The 13,687-nt window shown below is 67.9% G+C and carries 11 protein-coding genes and 5 pseudogenes; 11 read left to right on the top strand and 5 right to left on the bottom strand.

Annotated elements, in window-relative coordinates:
• Nucleotides 1-231: 231 nt before the first annotated feature.
• A complete protein-coding gene (locus tag EAO71_RS37380; protein ID WP_187282505.1) occupies nt 232-405 on the bottom strand; it encodes a DsbA family protein in 174 nt (57 codons plus the stop codon).
• A gap of 682 nt (nt 406-1,087) precedes the next feature.
• Here EAO71_RS37380 and EAO71_RS01035 point away from each other — a divergent pair.
• The 5 genes and pseudogenes from EAO71_RS01035 to EAO71_RS01015 all read left to right on the top strand — a co-directional run bounded on the left by EAO71_RS01035 (nt 1,088) and on the right by EAO71_RS01015 (nt 4,651).
• Complete coding sequence (locus EAO71_RS01035) at nt 1,088-1,897, top strand: alpha/beta fold hydrolase (protein ID WP_147975859.1); 810 nt, start codon at nt 1,088-1,090, stop codon at nt 1,895-1,897.
• Entirely contained in the window at nt 1,897-3,162 is a 1,266-nt protein-coding gene (locus tag EAO71_RS01030; RefSeq protein WP_147975858.1) for a PP2C family protein-serine/threonine phosphatase, read from the top strand. The genes EAO71_RS01035 and EAO71_RS01030 overlap by 1 nt, the downstream gene beginning before the upstream one ends.
• Nucleotides 3,159-3,509 (top strand): STAS domain-containing protein, encoded by a 351-nt coding sequence (locus EAO71_RS01025; RefSeq protein WP_147975857.1) that lies wholly within the window; start codon nt 3,159-3,161, stop codon nt 3,507-3,509. Before EAO71_RS01030 ends, EAO71_RS01025 begins: the two co-directional genes overlap by 4 nt.
• 304 nt (nt 3,510-3,813) lie before the next feature.
• A pseudogene (locus EAO71_RS40270) lies at nt 3,814-3,957 on the top strand (ATP-binding protein); the annotation flags it as partial.
• A 262-nt stretch (nt 3,958-4,219) separates the two neighbouring features.
• Nucleotides 4,220-4,651, top strand: a complete 432-nt coding sequence (locus EAO71_RS01015) for a VOC family protein (RefSeq protein WP_147975856.1) — start codon at nt 4,220-4,222, stop codon at nt 4,649-4,651.
• A gap of 71 nt (nt 4,652-4,722) precedes the next feature.
• Here EAO71_RS01015 and EAO71_RS01010 read toward each other — a convergent pair.
• Nucleotides 4,723-5,146: pseudogene (locus EAO71_RS01010) on the bottom strand (transposase family protein); the annotation flags it as partial.
• Between the two features lie 514 nt (nt 5,147-5,660).
• Here EAO71_RS01010 and EAO71_RS01005 point away from each other — a divergent pair.
• From EAO71_RS01005 to EAO71_RS00990, 3 genes are all read left to right on the top strand, one after another.
• Nucleotides 5,661-6,086 (top strand): hypothetical protein, encoded by a 426-nt coding sequence (locus tag EAO71_RS01005; protein ID WP_147975855.1) that lies wholly within the window; start codon nt 5,661-5,663, stop codon nt 6,084-6,086.
• A gap of 912 nt (nt 6,087-6,998) precedes the next feature.
• Nucleotides 6,999-7,850: a hypothetical protein gene (locus tag EAO71_RS01000; protein ID WP_147975854.1), complete on the top strand. Its 852-nt coding sequence runs from the start codon at nt 6,999-7,001 to the stop codon at nt 7,848-7,850.
• A 468-nt stretch (nt 7,851-8,318) separates the two neighbouring features.
• Nucleotides 8,319-8,852 (top strand): DUF7822 domain-containing protein, encoded by a 534-nt coding sequence (locus EAO71_RS00990; protein WP_147975853.1) that lies wholly within the window; start codon nt 8,319-8,321, stop codon nt 8,850-8,852.
• Between the two features lie 382 nt (nt 8,853-9,234).
• Here the strand turns inward: EAO71_RS00990 and EAO71_RS00985 are convergent, their stop codons facing one another.
• Nucleotides 9,235-9,972 (bottom strand): VOC family protein, encoded by a 738-nt coding sequence (locus EAO71_RS00985; RefSeq protein ID WP_147975852.1) that lies wholly within the window; start codon nt 9,970-9,972, stop codon nt 9,235-9,237.
• A 141-nt stretch (nt 9,973-10,113) separates the two neighbouring features.
• On the opposite strand from EAO71_RS00985, the pseudogene EAO71_RS39875 reads away from it, so the two are divergent.
• Nucleotides 10,114-10,353, top strand: a pseudogene (locus EAO71_RS39875) (Tn3 family transposase); the annotation flags it as partial.
• Here the strand turns inward: EAO71_RS39875 and EAO71_RS00975 are convergent.
• Nucleotides 10,332-11,076, bottom strand: a pseudogene (locus EAO71_RS00975) (transposase family protein). The pseudogenes EAO71_RS39875 and EAO71_RS00975 sit on opposite strands and share 22 nt — an antisense overlap.
• Nucleotides 11,077-11,195: 119 nt before the next feature.
• Here EAO71_RS00975 and EAO71_RS00970 point away from each other — a divergent pair.
• Both EAO71_RS00970 and EAO71_RS00965 read left to right on the top strand, forming a co-directional pair.
• Nucleotides 11,196-11,849 (top strand): DUF6357 family protein, encoded by a 654-nt coding sequence (locus EAO71_RS00970; protein WP_147975851.1) that lies wholly within the window; start codon nt 11,196-11,198, stop codon nt 11,847-11,849.
• 72 nt (nt 11,850-11,921) lie between these two features.
• Complete coding sequence (locus EAO71_RS00965; RefSeq protein ID WP_187282506.1) at nt 11,922-13,184, top strand: DUF6357 family protein; 1,263 nt, start codon at nt 11,922-11,924, stop codon at nt 13,182-13,184.
• 321 nt (nt 13,185-13,505) lie between these two features.
• Here EAO71_RS00965 and EAO71_RS00960 read toward each other — a convergent pair.
• Nucleotides 13,506-13,687, bottom strand: a pseudogene (locus tag EAO71_RS00960) (serine hydrolase domain-containing protein); the annotation flags it as partial.

Genomic DNA, 13,687 nt, shown 5'->3' with positions numbered 1-13,687 from the left:
CTCCTCGGCCACCGGCACACCCGCCATGGAAGTCAACGGCGAGCCACTGCCCCCACGACAGAGCGACTCGATCCTCTACGAGAAGCACTACCTCACCTCCTACATCCGCACAGTCGCCTCCGCATAAGTCAACGACGCCAGCCGACCGCGCCCCTACGCCACCCGGCGGTGCAGGCCTCTGGATGCACCGCCGGGTGGCGTAGGGGCGCGGTCGGCTGGCGTCGTTGAAGCTTATGCGGAGGCGACTGTGCGGATGTAGGAGGTGAGGTAGTGCTTCTCGTAGAGGATCGAGTCGCTCTGTCGTGGGGGCAGTGGCTCGCCGTTGACTTCCATGGCGGGTGTGCCGGTGGCCGAGGAGTTGTCCATGGCCTGTTCGGAGGCGTCGACGAACGCCTGGTACTTCATGGTTCTGACGGCTTCGTCGAAGCGACCGGGTCGACGAGGGCGACCGTGTCCGGTCCGGCGCGCCGAGAAAGGTAAGGGAGGCGCGGCGTCGGTTGGCTGCGGCGGTCCGGTCCGGTCCGGGGGCGCGGGCGATGACGCGGGCGTGCGGGATCAGCGGCGCGCACATCTGGCACACCTCCTCGACGATCCGGACCTGCCCGACGAGAGGATCGTGGCGCAGGATCATCATCACGGAGCCGGCGCAGTACGTCTTGTGATCCGCGTGCGCGTCGCACCGCTCCATACGGCAGTGGCAGGCGGCGTTGGGACGGACGGTGGCCGCCTTCGCGTGGGCGGCGGCGTGCTGGGAGGCGAACCGGCGCAGGGTCGCAAGGTCGCGGGAGCGGGCCGGCATCCTGCAGGAGGCGGTGCACGTGACGCTGGCCGAACGGTCACTGTGACCGGTCAGCCGGATCGTCCAGTCCCGCCCAGGGATACGGACAGGGCAGTGGTGTCACGGGAGAAGGACGTCCCTGTGGAGGATCATCAGGCGGCGTCCGCCCCACGCTCCGCGCACAGCCCCGCTCCCGTGGTGACGGGCAAAGCGGGCACGTACGGCTGCTCGCCCGGGCTGCGTCTTCTGCTCGCGCGTACGGCTCAGCGCCACGGGCGAGGGAGAATCGCGGTCTGCGAGGATGGCCGCATGGACGTGCGGAGCAGGAACCATGTGACGGTGACCGGGCGGCCCGGCGCGCCGGTGGTGATGCTGGCGCACGGGTTCGGGTGCGACCAGAACATGTGGCGTCTGGTGGTGCCGGCGCTGGAGCGGGACTTCACCGTGGTCCTCTTCGATCATGTGGGTTCGGGGAACTCGCGACTGTCTGCCTGGAGCCGGGAGCGGTACGGGACGTTGGACGGCTACACCGACGACGTGCTGGAAATCTGCCGGGAGCTGGCGCTGGGGCCGGTCACGTTCGTGGGGCATTCCGTGAGCGCCATGATGGGCGTGCTGGCCGCTGCCCGTGAGCCGGAGGCGTTCGCCGGGCTGGTGCTGCTCGCTCCGTCCCCGTGTTTCATCAACGACCCGGCCACCGGCTACCGGGGCGGCTTCAGCACGGCCGACATCGATGAGTTGCTGGAGTCGCTGGACGCGAACTATCTCGGCTGGTCGGGCGCGATGGCCCCGGTGATCATGGGGAATCCGGAGCGGCCCGAACTGGGTGAGGAGCTGACGAACAGCTTCTGCCGCACGGACCCGGAGATCGCGCGGGTCTTCGCCCGGGTGACGTTCCTGTCCGACAACCGAGCCGACCTCGCGGCGGTCGGGGTCCCGACGCTGGTCGCCCAGTGCTCCCACGACGCGATCGCCCCGCCGGAAGTGGGCGCGTTCGTCCACGAGCGGATCCCGGGAAGCCGGCTGGTCACGCTGAACGCGACGGGGCACTGCCCACAGCTCTCCGCCCCGGAGGAGACCGCCGCGGCGATCGCCGCGTTCGCAGGAGTGACCCCGTGATGTCCACAGCCGACGAGACAGAAGGCGCCAAGGACCCGGCCGAGGACGGGGCGCCGACGGATGAGGAGGCCCGGTTCTCCGAGCTGCTGGAGGACAGCGCCGAGGACCTCTACGAGCACGCCCCCTGCGGCTACCTCTCCACCCTGCTGGACGGCCGGATCGCCAAGGTCAACGCCACGCTGCTGGACTGGCTCGGCTACGAGCGCGGCGATCTGGTCGGCCGCAGGCACTTCTCCGATCTCCTGACCGTCGGCGGCCGGCTCTACCACGAGACCCATTTCGCACCGCTGCTGCGGATGCAGGGCGAGATCAGCGGCATCGCCCTGGAACTCAAGGCCGCCGACGGCTCACGTCTGCCCGTCATGGTCACCTCGACGGTCAAGACCGGCGGTGACGGACAGCCCCTGCTGATCCGCACCACCCTCTTCGACGCCCGCGACCGCCGCGCCTACGAGACGGAGCTGCTGCGCGCCCGACGGGAAGCCGACCTCGAGCGCGACCGCCTCAAGCTCCTGAACACCACCCTGCAGAAGACTCTGCTGCCGCCCATGCTGGCGAACGTGCCCGGTCTGGACGTCGATGCGTACTACCACATCGCCTCCGTCGACGAGGTCGGCGGCGACTTCTACGACCTGTTCCCCCTGACCGCCGGTACCTGGGGCCTGTTCCTCGGCGACGTGTGCGGCAAGGGCGCAGCTGCCGCCGCCGTCACCTCCCTGGCCCGCTACACGCTGCGCGCCGCCGCCGTCTACAACCCGGACCCGACCGCCGTCCTCGCCAACCTCAACACGGTCCTCAACCACGAGTTCAACGGCACCGACCCCCGCTTCTGCACCGTCGTCTTCGGTCTGCTCACCCCCGACCCCCGGCACAGCGGCTTCCGCATCACACTGGCCAGCGGCGGACACCCCCCAGCCCTGCTGATGCGCGCCGACGGCACCGCCGACTACCTGCCCACCCCGGGCGGCCAGCTCATCGGTGTGCTGCAAGACGCGCACATCTCCACCACCACCGTCCACCTCGCCCCCGGCGACACCCTGCTCCTGCACACCGACGGCCTCACCGAAGCCCACACCGGCGCCGGCCCCGACGGCCGCTACGGAGACGACGCTCTCCTCGACTTCGGCCGTGCCCTCGCTCCCACCACCGCGTCCGACACCATCGGCGCGATCCGCGACCTGCTCGACACCTTCACCGGCGTGGACGACGACACCGCCGTCCTGGCCGTCCACGTGCCCCGAGCCCTCAGTGAAGAGCCACAGTGACGAAGCACCTGACCCTCCACATCCGCACCACCGCCACCGGCCCGGTCATGGAACTCGCCGGGGACCTCGACCACCACACCGCACCCGAAGTCCGCGACGCTCTCCCACAGCTCGACCTGCGCCGGGGGCAGCAGCTCGTCCTCGACCTCGGGGCGATCACCTTCTGCGACTCCAGCGGCATCACCGTCCTGATCGCCGCCCGCAACCATGCCCTGGCCGCCGGCGCGGCCATCGCACTGGCCGCGGTCCCCGAACGCGTCACCCGGATCTTCCGCATCGTGGGCCTGGACCAGGTCTTCCCCAGCCATGCCAGCGCCCAGGCCGCGGAGGACGCGTGGCAGCCCTGACCTCCACGACCCGAAGATCACCAAAGCCTACGCCGAACCGGCCCCTCACTACGGCGCGTTGATCGGTCCGGCTCGGGCGGCGATGCCGAAGGACCACGTGCTCTGTCGGCTCCGCCCTGCCCGCGGGGTTCTCGGGCTGCGGAAGAAGTACGGCGGCACGGGGTCTGGAAGCCGCCCGCGCGAGGGCATCGCGGTCGGCAACCCGTCCTACCGCACGATCAAGGGCTTCTCACCGCCGGCACCGAGACCGAGCCCGAGACCGGTGGAGGCGCGGGGACCGCGGCCTTCCTCCACGGCCGGGCAGCGGGCGCAGTTCGAGCAGCAGATCACCCTCGAGGAGTTCGACTTCACCGCCTCCTCGAAACTGCCCGCAGCGCAGATCCGGGACCTGGGAGCCCTGCGCTGGCTGCATGCCGGCGAGTCAGCGACCCTCTTCGACCCCATCGGCTATCGACGGTTCGGTTCGAGATTCGGCGTCTTGCCGCTGGGTGGGACCTTCATGACTCCTCCGAGGCGGGCAAGCTCGCGTCGGAGGTCGAGGTTCTCGCCGTGGGCTTGCTCATCCCGGTCCCACCCTCCGGAAGAGGCGCCGACCTCGGTTCACCCCGGTGACCGCACGACACAGCAGCGGATGGCAGGGGCCGTCCTCCCTGCAACATGCGGATCCACCCGCCCGGGGAGATGAGCTGTGCCCCTGTTATCGTGCGCCGATGTCAACGATCAAGCAGTTCCAAGTGACCTTCGACTGCGCGGAGCCTGCGCGCCTCGCCGCCTTCTGGTGCGAGGTGCTGGGGTACGTCGTACCGCCAGTCCCGGAGGGCTTTGCCACGTGGGAGGAGTACCACCACTCGCTGCCGCCTGAGGACGAGGTCTACTTCGCGTGCGCTGATCCCTCGGGTGTGGGCCCGCGCGTGCTCTTCCAGCGAGTTCCCGAAGGCAAGGTCGTCAAGAACCGGGTGCATCTTGATGTGCGCGTCGGCACAGGGCTCGTGGGTGACGAGCGCCTGGCCACACTCGAGGCCGAATGCGCCCGGCTGATGGCGCTCGGCGCGGAACACGTGCTGACGCAGCGCGCCGATGGCGTCAACGAGTCATGCATCACCATGCAGGACATCGAGGGCAACGAGTTCTGCCTCGCCTGATTCTCCTCCGAGACCGCGAGGGGGGAGCCGTCTCCAGGGGACCTCTCAGGTCTCGTATGCGGCACAAGCTTTCCCGTGAGAGCGAGGTTGTGCAGTCGGGCGATGCCGAGCAGGGCGTGTCGGACACCGTCGCCCTTGAGACGGCAGTCGCGGAGGATCTTCCAGGTCTTCATGCGGGCGAAGACGTGCTCGACACGGCCGGACCTGTTTGTGCGAGCGAGCGTGCTCGCGCTTCCAGCCCGGCAACCATGCGCCCGAGGTACGGCGGTGGGGCATGAGGAGGCCGTTGCCGGGATAGCCGCCGTCGGCCATCGTGAGGGTCCCGCCCACGGCGGCCTTCGCGCCAGACTCCTCCCATGCCCGACAGTCGTTGCGATTGCCGGGCAAAGGCTCACCGACCACAACGACCAGGCGGGTATCCGCGTCAATGACGACCTGGTGGTTGGTGGAGTGCCGGTATTTCTTTGACTGTTCAGCGATGCTGTGGCCCCCGGTGAGGGAGGAGTCCCTCGGCAGGGCACCCGCCGGTGCCTCGTGGGTCGCATGACGTGCTCCTGGAGCGGCTCAAGCGCCTGGCTGTCGTGGCGGGTCACGCCGGAGATGCCGGCGAAGACGCGCAGACCGCTCAAGACACGGTGTCCGCAGGAGTCACACAGAAGCAGCCCCTCACCAGCCGACTCCTCAACAAGTACTTCAACATGCATGGCAGCCTGAGTGTCACGGCCACCCTGCCCGGCGCGGACGCACCTCCCTGACCAATCCCATGGAGGCCCCTGGGTGTTCGGGCAGGGCCAGCCTGAGCGTGCTGATGACCATGCGCATCCGGCGCCGAGTTCCAGGAGGCGAGAGGTGAGGCGTCGGCGATGAGGAATCATCAGGAAACTGCTCCGGACTCTGGCCCCAAGATCAACCTCTTCGCTAGCATCCGTTCGCTCCCGATTCACCTGCGGCCGTCGCCGTTGCACTCGCCGGCCGCAGGTGTGACCCCGTCAATCCGAGGATCGCCAGGATGAAGAAGCACTCCAAGCTCATAGGCGCCGCTGCCGCAGGCATGCTGGCCGTACTCACGGTGGCCACCCCCGCCTCCGCCTCCACCTACACCGTCACCTACCCCGGCCCCCATGCCGGCGACCTGTGCACCGACGAGCCGAACTTCTGTGACGGGTCGGCGTCGTTCGTCCGTGACGGCGACCATCTGCTGGTCTGGGACAACAATGAGGACGGCCACTCGGTGATGGTCATGTACTACCGGTCCGATAGCGGCAACACGCAGATCAAGGACTGGAACCACTACAAGGTGGGCTCCCGGCTCGACATCAACATGAATCTCCCGGAGGACGGTTGGGTCGAGTACCGGGTCTGCCTCGGTGATTACTCCACCCGAACCTACGACATGAACTCGTGTTCGGGCTGGCTGCACGAGGGCGCCTCCTGACCCTTCCGCCCGCCGGCCGCGGCGAGCGCCGGCTGCCGGTCCCTGTGACCGGCAGCCGGTCGCGGACTACACCGTGGCAAGGCGCAGTCCACCAGCAGGCTGGGGCCGAACGAGGCAGCGATCAGCTCGCGCTGCTGCAGTCCCGCCAGGGCCTCCACCGCCCACTCCGCATCGGGCACGCGCCCGGCTCGGAATCCGCTCGGAGCAACGCGGTTGCGTCTCGGGATCTTGTTGGTGCCATCCGAGCGGGACCGGCTCGCTGGGTCCGGCGTGGGTCTTTCCGATGAACAGGCATCCACACTATGGGAGTTGGTGGATGACCGTGATGTTCCGGACGACGTTGCGCTCCAAGCACGGGTACCGGCAGTCCGTTAAACCCGGCGGCAGAAATGAAGAGGTCTTCCGGGCGGTGACCGCGCCGAGGGGGCCTGGAGTTCCACTTTGGCGATTCAGGTCACGCCCTCCGGAACCCCCGGCGTTCCGAGGTAAAGGTGACGCCTCACCAAGCCACCACTCGTCGCAACGTCCGCCTGGGCCACAGCCTTGAGGCGACGATCTAGAGCACCTGGGTGTACTCGGGCGACCCCGACAACGCCGCGTGGGGGTACCCCCGACGGAAGGCTGAGGACGTGCCGCAGCCGTCGTCGCGAGCCCGAGAAGATCGCCCGGACAGAACCCAGTCCACAGAAACCATCAGCCTGCCAACGCGTTCTATTTCATCTATTGCAGATTTGACTGAATTGGAAACCTGTTGCAGACACCTGTGCGTAGACGTACGTTCGAAGGGTAGCGCCGGGTTTCTGCCCCGAGCTGACTCCCATTGTGGCGGTCAAAGCTTCCCGAGGGCCAGGCGAGGAATTCGAGCACGAGGAAATACCTTCCTCGTGATGCAAATCTCGAAGAGGCGGCACCATGTTCTTCTACGACTACAGCACCAGGACGGCTGCAACCGGCAAAATCGACGCTTCCGGCGCCTTCGTCCATTTGCAGACATTCCCTGTCAATCAATTTGGAAAGTGGCCGCAAATCGCATCCGTGGGGTGCGGTGTGCTCTTCTTCTACAGCGACGAAGGGGCGAACGTGCTGTCGGCATCGGGCAGGGTGGATGGCGCCGGCGGCTATACCCACCTCAAGGACTACCCAGCCAATCAGTTCGCGAAGTCCTTCCAGGTTGTGCCACTTGGTGGGGGTCGCGTCTTCTTCTACAATTCCACCACAGGTGCTGCTAAAGTCGGCAAATTCGACACGAGTGGGAACTACACCAACCTCAAGGACTCCCAGGCCGGGACGTTTGGAAAATGGACAAGCATCGTCCCCTTCGAGACGGGCGAAGTATTCTTCTACAATGGCGACTTCGCCGATGAGACCGGGACGCAGGCCGCGATCGGAAAATTCGACTCCTTCGGCGCCTTTTCTCAGACCGCCAGCTTCCCGGTCAATCAATTCGGAAAGTGGTCGAGCATTACGGCCCTCGCGGGTCGGTGGGCCCTCTTCCAGTACAGCGATGGGGTGTCGTTCCCGCAGGCAACTGGACAATTCACAGCCGCAGGTGCGTTCAACCACAAGAAGAATGTCGCGCTAGGGCGATTCTGGGGCGCCACGCCTATCGACGAAGGCAGCCAGCTCTTCCTCTACAGCAGCGCCGGCAGCGATGGCGGGGCCTTCGTGAAAGCTGCATCCGGACGAATGGATGCCGCTGGTGACATCAAGCTTCGGGATCTTGGCCCCTCATTCGATCGATGGAGCCACATCGTCGCCGCTTGATAGGGCCAGTTCGTCGTGAGGTGCCAAAACCACGAGCGGTTCGGGAACGGGGGCCGGGCCGGCGGCCCGGCCCCCTCGTCGCCCGCAAGGGGCCGGGCCGCGCCGCCTCCCGCCTCCCGGCTCCCGGCTCCCCACGGGAGGCCACAGGCGCGTACGGAGTGACGAACTCCTCACCCGCAGGGGGGTGTCGACTGCCGGGACAGCCCCGCCGCAAGTCCCGAAGCCTGTACGCGGACCCGGGGTACGACTTCGCCAGGTACCGCCGCCTGCTGTGGGCGCGCGGCATCAAACCCGTGATCACCGACGCAGCGTCGCCCACGCCTCCGGGAATGCAGGAGTAGGCGCCAGGCGCTCCACCGCGGCCTTGCGGCCCTCACGCAGTACGTCGCTCGCTCCCGCGCCTACGGACCGCGCGGGCGGAGTCCGACGGCGCCGGCAGTGTCGGCCCCCGGTGCTAGCGTCGCGACCATGGCAAACCGTTCGTACCTCTACTCCGCAGACTCGATGCCGAACGAGGCAGAGATCCCCCAGCGGATTCGATGCATATCCGAGCACAACTGGGACATCCCTCTCGCGCACAAGCTCATGGTGGGGCGCGGAACGACGATCGTCCCGTCCATGATCTGGAACCCTCCCATCGGCATCGCCGCGGACTTCGCCGACGGGGCGACCCTGCTCCGTGAACTCCTGCGCGCGGTCGGCCAAGGCCTGGAGGACGACGCCGAGTTCGCCGAGTGCGTGGCCAAGACCACGGCCCACCTCGAGAAGCAACAGGCGAAGTACTTCATCCTCGAGACCGGGGAGATCGTCTCGATGACGGACGACGATCCGGCAGCAAGCGTGCGGCGTCTGGCGTCCCAGGTCATCCCCGACGCCGTCGCCAAGGCCGAAGCGGCGATCACCGGCCAGAACGACGACTGGCTGGCATCAGTCCGAGCCGACTGGCAGACGCACTTCGCGTCCTTCTACAGCGAGGCGCTCTACTTCACCTTCCCCAACTGACACGGCCCACTTGCGGCGCCAGGCCCGACCTGATCCCTCGGACCAACCCCACAGGCACGGGGTCGACCGGTCCTGACGCCGTCGTCCGCGGGTTCGGCCATCCCCGCAGGTCCGCGGAGCAGGGGTACGCCGAAGACGGCCATCCCCCGATCGGGAGTCACCCCATCCTGCTCCTGCTCGATGGATCTCCTACCGGTCATTGGACACCCTGGCCTGCCGCCGGAGCCGTACAGGAGCCGCCGACGACTACAGGCCGCTGGTGGCGTTCTTGCCCCAAGGACGCCCACGCCGGCTCTCCTGGGACACCATCCCCGTCTCCGGCGGCAGGCTGACACGCCGTCTTCGCCGCCGACCCGGAAGCAGCTGGAGTCGCTGCTCGAGGTCAGCGAGGCGTGAGGAGGCAGAACTCGTTGCCTTCCGGGTCGGCCAGAACCGTCCAGGAGATTTCGGACTGATCGACATCAGCGTTGGTGGCGCCCAGGGCTCGCAGTCGGGCTGCCTCTGCGGCCAAGTCGTCGCCAGGGTAGGGGCGAACGTCGAGGTGGACGCGGTTCCAGATGCTCTTGGTGTCGGGGGTGCGGAGGAACTCCAGGTAGGGGCCGACGCCTTGGGCGGAGCGCATGGTCGCGTGGTCGTCGGCGACCTCGTGCAGCCTCCAGTCCATCGCCTCGCCCCAGAAACGGGCCATCTCTCGTGGGTCGGTGCAGTCGACCACCACCGCGGCGATCGGCCCGGTGTCCTGGTAGATCGGACGGGGCTCCAGGACGCAGAACTCGTTGCCTTCCGGGTCCGCCATGACTGTCCAGGGGACGTCGCCCTGACCGACATCGGCGAGCGTCGCGCCGAGAGCCTTCAAACGCGCGACCAACTCCGCTTGATGGGCGGTCGAGGTGGTGGCCAGATCAAGGTGTACGCGGTTTTTGACCGTTTTGGGTTCCGGGCGGGCGACGATATCGACGCAGACAGCCACAGGGTCGGGGTAGGCGAAACCCACGGGTTCGAGGTTGGTCACGCCAGGCCCCTCGCTGTCGACGGCCCAACCGAGTGCCTCCGCCCAGAACCGGCCGAGCGCGGAATCGTCCTGGGCCTTCATGTTGATCTGCACGAGTCGTGTTGCCATGCCGCAGATCCTAGAAGCTCCGCCAGCCCAGGCCCTCGCGATCAGGGCGCGGGGCCGACGAGGTCCAGGGCATGGCTTCGGCCGGCAGCCGCGGACCACCCCCGCGCGTACGGAGACCAGGCCGGCGGCTTCGGGCCGCTAGAGGCTGTCGCCCGCAACAAGGTGAACCTGGGGCGAATCGTGACGCCCTGGCCGGACATGCTCGGAGTGGCCGGGTCGCTGATCACCCATCCGGTCCGAGCGTACGACCCGCTGCGGATGGTCGGCCTCTAGAGCCACCCCACCCCGCCGGGGGCGGCGTTCACCGAGTCCGGGCGCATCGACAAGGCCGTACACCTGGTCGACCCGATGGACGACGCCTACCGGCGCCTGATGAACCGGCCCGGTGGCGGTTCGAGGGCGACGGCGGCTCGGACGACGGCAGTGTGGCTGGTGCTGCAGCGGAGCTTCCGCAGGAGCCGCAAGGGCTGAAGGGGAGCCATGGCGTGATCGCCCAGGCTGCGGATATCGGCGTGATCGGGATTGTGTGACGCCGACGCCGACCGTGCGGACCCGGACAGCGTCGCCTGCGCCCTAATACGCTGTGCCCGCACAGGACTTGACGTCGTCGGCGGCGAGAGCGGCTGGAGTGCCGTGGGTCCGGGCCCCGGCCAGATCGTGCACGGCCCCGGGTAACGCATCCGAGGCTCAGGTAAGGCGGCCAGCTGGATCCGCGAGGACCTACACGTTCATCCCGTGGTGCTTCATCTTCCCCCAGTGGTACGGCTGGTCGGCGGCGATGCGGTCGATCGGCAGCTCGGTGCCGTCGAGGATCACGTACGCCTTCTTCGGCACGGTCGTCATGGCCTGTTCCAGCGTCGGCGCGACAGCGGCCAAGAGGTCGACGGCCTCGCCTACCGTCGCGGTCTCCGGACACGGAACGCTGCTGCGAGGCACAGCGTAGGTGTCGCCGCAGCCAAGGTGGGCCAGGACGAGGAGGGCGTGCCGACCACAGGTCACGCGCTGCCACCGGGCGTCGACATGACGGCGGTGATCTGCGAGGAGACCGGAGAGATGCCGCAGGGTGCGGCTGGACAGATCGATCCCGGACGGACAGGCAAGCACGCGGAAGCTCCTGGCGGATTCGTGAGGTCTCCTGGCTGTTCGTCGGCGATGGACGGCAGGTCCGTCCGCTCGGACTCGACTACGCTGGCGGAGCTCTCCCACGTGAACGAAGGACGCATATGGCTCGCCCCTACAGCCCCGGACCGAAACAGTTCGTCTTCGCTGTCGGTGACGGCAACGACCAACAGGTCTCCGTGGGCGATCCTCAGGAAGCCTACGTAGCGTTCTCCGCGTTCTTCCGTGACCGGGATTCCGACACCTACACCATCAATGATGAACCGGCGGGGCAGAGTTTGGTACTCATGCCCGGGCAAGGTGTGATCTCCCGGATCCAGGATGCGGACCAGCCCCGGTCGGAATACCTCCAGGTCGACAGGGGCAATCGCTACCTTCCGAGCGCGATGCTGTTCTTCGAGAACGGCTATGCCGGCCTCGACCGCTTCGGCCAGTGGTTCTCCGACCTCGCCGACCTCGACGCGTCACCGGAGACTCGCGGTGCCGCCCGCGCCGCGGCGATCACGACGGAAGCAGCGGCGATCGAAGAAGTCGCTCGGATCTGGGCGGACTCGGGCTACGTGGACCCGAGCGACCAGTACTACGTCTTCTTCGACTCGCGTGGTGTCGACGATGACCGGGCCGAACGAGCCGAACTGCTCAAGTTGATCGAATTCCTCGGTATCGAACGAGTCGACGCCCCGGCCGAGGCCGCCGGGGGCGAAGTCTGGGTGCGCACCGACACGCGCCTCGACATCGAATTCGCGCGGTGGTCGTGAACAGATCGTGCGGGGCGGGGCTGCAATATCGCCCTGATGCCGGCCGGTGCCGTTCCGGGAAGGACTGAGTCCTTGAGAGACATCGTTTTCACGCGCCACAGCGGCTGGATACCGAACGTGATCCGCGAGGACGGCGAGCTGAAGCTGATGCTCGGTGCCGGGGCCGATGCCAACCACGAGCCTCGCACGTTCACGTTCTCGATCAGCGAAGCCCATCTTGCGGTGATCCGGGAGGACCTGGCCAGGCACCTGCTGCTGTGGAGTGCGGCCCTTCCGTTGTGTGACGCCGCCGGAACCCGGGGACAGCTCGACGAGAACGCTGCCGTCGCGCTCCTGGACCCGATCCTCCTTGCCGCGCCCGCGGACGTCGACGCGCTCTTCCGGCGCATCCCGTGGGACCGGAGCCGGCTCATCGTCCACGGGGCCGACATCGGTCTGCTGGAGCGCGGTCAGGTATGTGCGGCGATGCGCACGGCGACAGAAGCGTCAGACGGGAAACGAGCTCAGGAGTACCAAGCGGAACGCCGTCGCGCCGAGCGCGGAGCAGTACTCGGTCCACTCGACGCCGCGATTCTGAGGTACACGGGCCAGTATCTGCACGGTGCGACGGTTCCGCGGCGGAAGCCCGATGCCGTCGACCCCGCGCTGCTGCCCGAGGTCATGCGGGTGATCGCCACCGCGGAGCGGGCCTGCGCCAGGATGCGGATCGGCCGCGATCCGCGACGGGGAATCCGCGCCACGGACCGGCGCGACTGGGACCGGATGGAGAAGACGGTCAGAGCGGCCGTGCGCCGTGCCCACCCCGAGCTCGTCGAGGACGCGGTGCGCACGGTGGGCTTCCTGATGTGCTCGGAGGCCGCGGACCGCTCCAGGAACACACCCATGGAGGATGACGAGGAGGCTGCCGGCCACCGCGCCGACTTCGGCGGGAGTGCGAGGAAGACGGCCCTGTCGTTCACCGACGACAAGGGCGTCGAGAAGAAATGGATTCTGGACGGTCCCCGCACTGCCGCAGCGGAGTTCTGGGGGTTCGTCGGCGAGCGCTCCGCCGCGGACAACGAAGTGTTCACCATCGAGGACGAGGAGATGGGCGAAGGGATCCAGCTCCACTTCTACGCGGACTCCGTCGCCCGGATCACGACGCTGCGCAAGAGTGAAGGCGGGTCGGATCCGGAGTACCGGGTCGAGTACAGCCTGGTCGACGGGATGGGCGGGTACCGGAGCCTGGTGAATGCCTTCGTCCGCGGTGGCTGCGCGGCACTCGACCAGCACGGTCCCTGGATGTCGGACGTCGCCGAGTTCGAGCGCGCGCGTCGGCGGCGCGACGCCCGGTAGTCCCGGCCGTCAAGGTTTCGCCTCCCTCGGTCGCTCGATCGTGGAAGTCGAGCGGATGGCGCGCGTGAGCTCGGCCCGCAGCCGCCGTTTCTGAGCCGGCCAAGCCCCCGTGACCGGACTCCGACCGGGCGACGGACGTCTCTGCGAGCGTCGCTCGCCGGCCCAGCGGAACCGGCCAGGACCCGTCTCCGCGTGGCGGTCCCGCGGACGGGGCCGGAACACGCCGCCGGAGGCAGGAACCTTTCCGGCTTTCCGACACTCATGATCGGTGAACGAGTCGCCCGGGCCGCCCGGGTCGACCCCGTCGAGGAAGTAGAGGAATTACGTGCTCCGTTCGCCGCACCGACGCCTGGCCGTGGGCGCGGCGGCGGGCTTCTTGCCGCAGAACGCGGCCTCCAGGGTCCCGCCGAGCGCCGTGTTCGCCGCCCCGTGGTTGGAGGTGTTCGCCAGGGCCGACAGACTGCGCCGGCCGTCGCGCGTCGAGAAGGCGTACGTGTAGAAGC

The sequence above is a fragment of the Streptomyces sp. MS191 genome, assembly GCF_008042125.1.
GTDB lineage: Bacteria > Actinomycetota > Actinomycetes > Streptomycetales > Streptomycetaceae > Streptomyces.
Note: the sequence above shows the minus strand (reverse complement) of the source record. Positions and strands in the feature narration are given on the sequence as shown.

Coding starts and splice junctions, on each gene's coding strand:
- EAO71_RS37380 (WP_187282505.1), bottom strand. CDS start 405: ATGAAGTACCAGGCGTTCGTCGACGCCTCCGAACAGGCCATGGACAAC.
- EAO71_RS01035 (WP_147975859.1), top strand. CDS start 1,088: ATGGACGTGCGGAGCAGGAACCATGTGACGGTGACCGGGCGGCCCGGC.
- EAO71_RS01030 (WP_147975858.1), top strand. CDS start 1,897: ATGTCCACAGCCGACGAGACAGAAGGCGCCAAGGACCCGGCCGAGGAC.
- EAO71_RS01015 (WP_147975856.1), top strand. CDS start 4,220: ATGTCAACGATCAAGCAGTTCCAAGTGACCTTCGACTGCGCGGAGCCT.
- EAO71_RS01005 (WP_147975855.1), top strand. CDS start 5,661: ATGAAGAAGCACTCCAAGCTCATAGGCGCCGCTGCCGCAGGCATGCTG.
- EAO71_RS01000 (WP_147975854.1), top strand. CDS start 6,999: ATGTTCTTCTACGACTACAGCACCAGGACGGCTGCAACCGGCAAAATC.
- EAO71_RS00990 (WP_147975853.1), top strand. CDS start 8,319: ATGGCAAACCGTTCGTACCTCTACTCCGCAGACTCGATGCCGAACGAG.
- EAO71_RS00985 (WP_147975852.1), bottom strand. CDS start 9,972: ATGGCAACACGACTCGTGCAGATCAACATGAAGGCCCAGGACGATTCC.
- EAO71_RS00970 (WP_147975851.1), top strand. CDS start 11,196: ATGGCTCGCCCCTACAGCCCCGGACCGAAACAGTTCGTCTTCGCTGTC.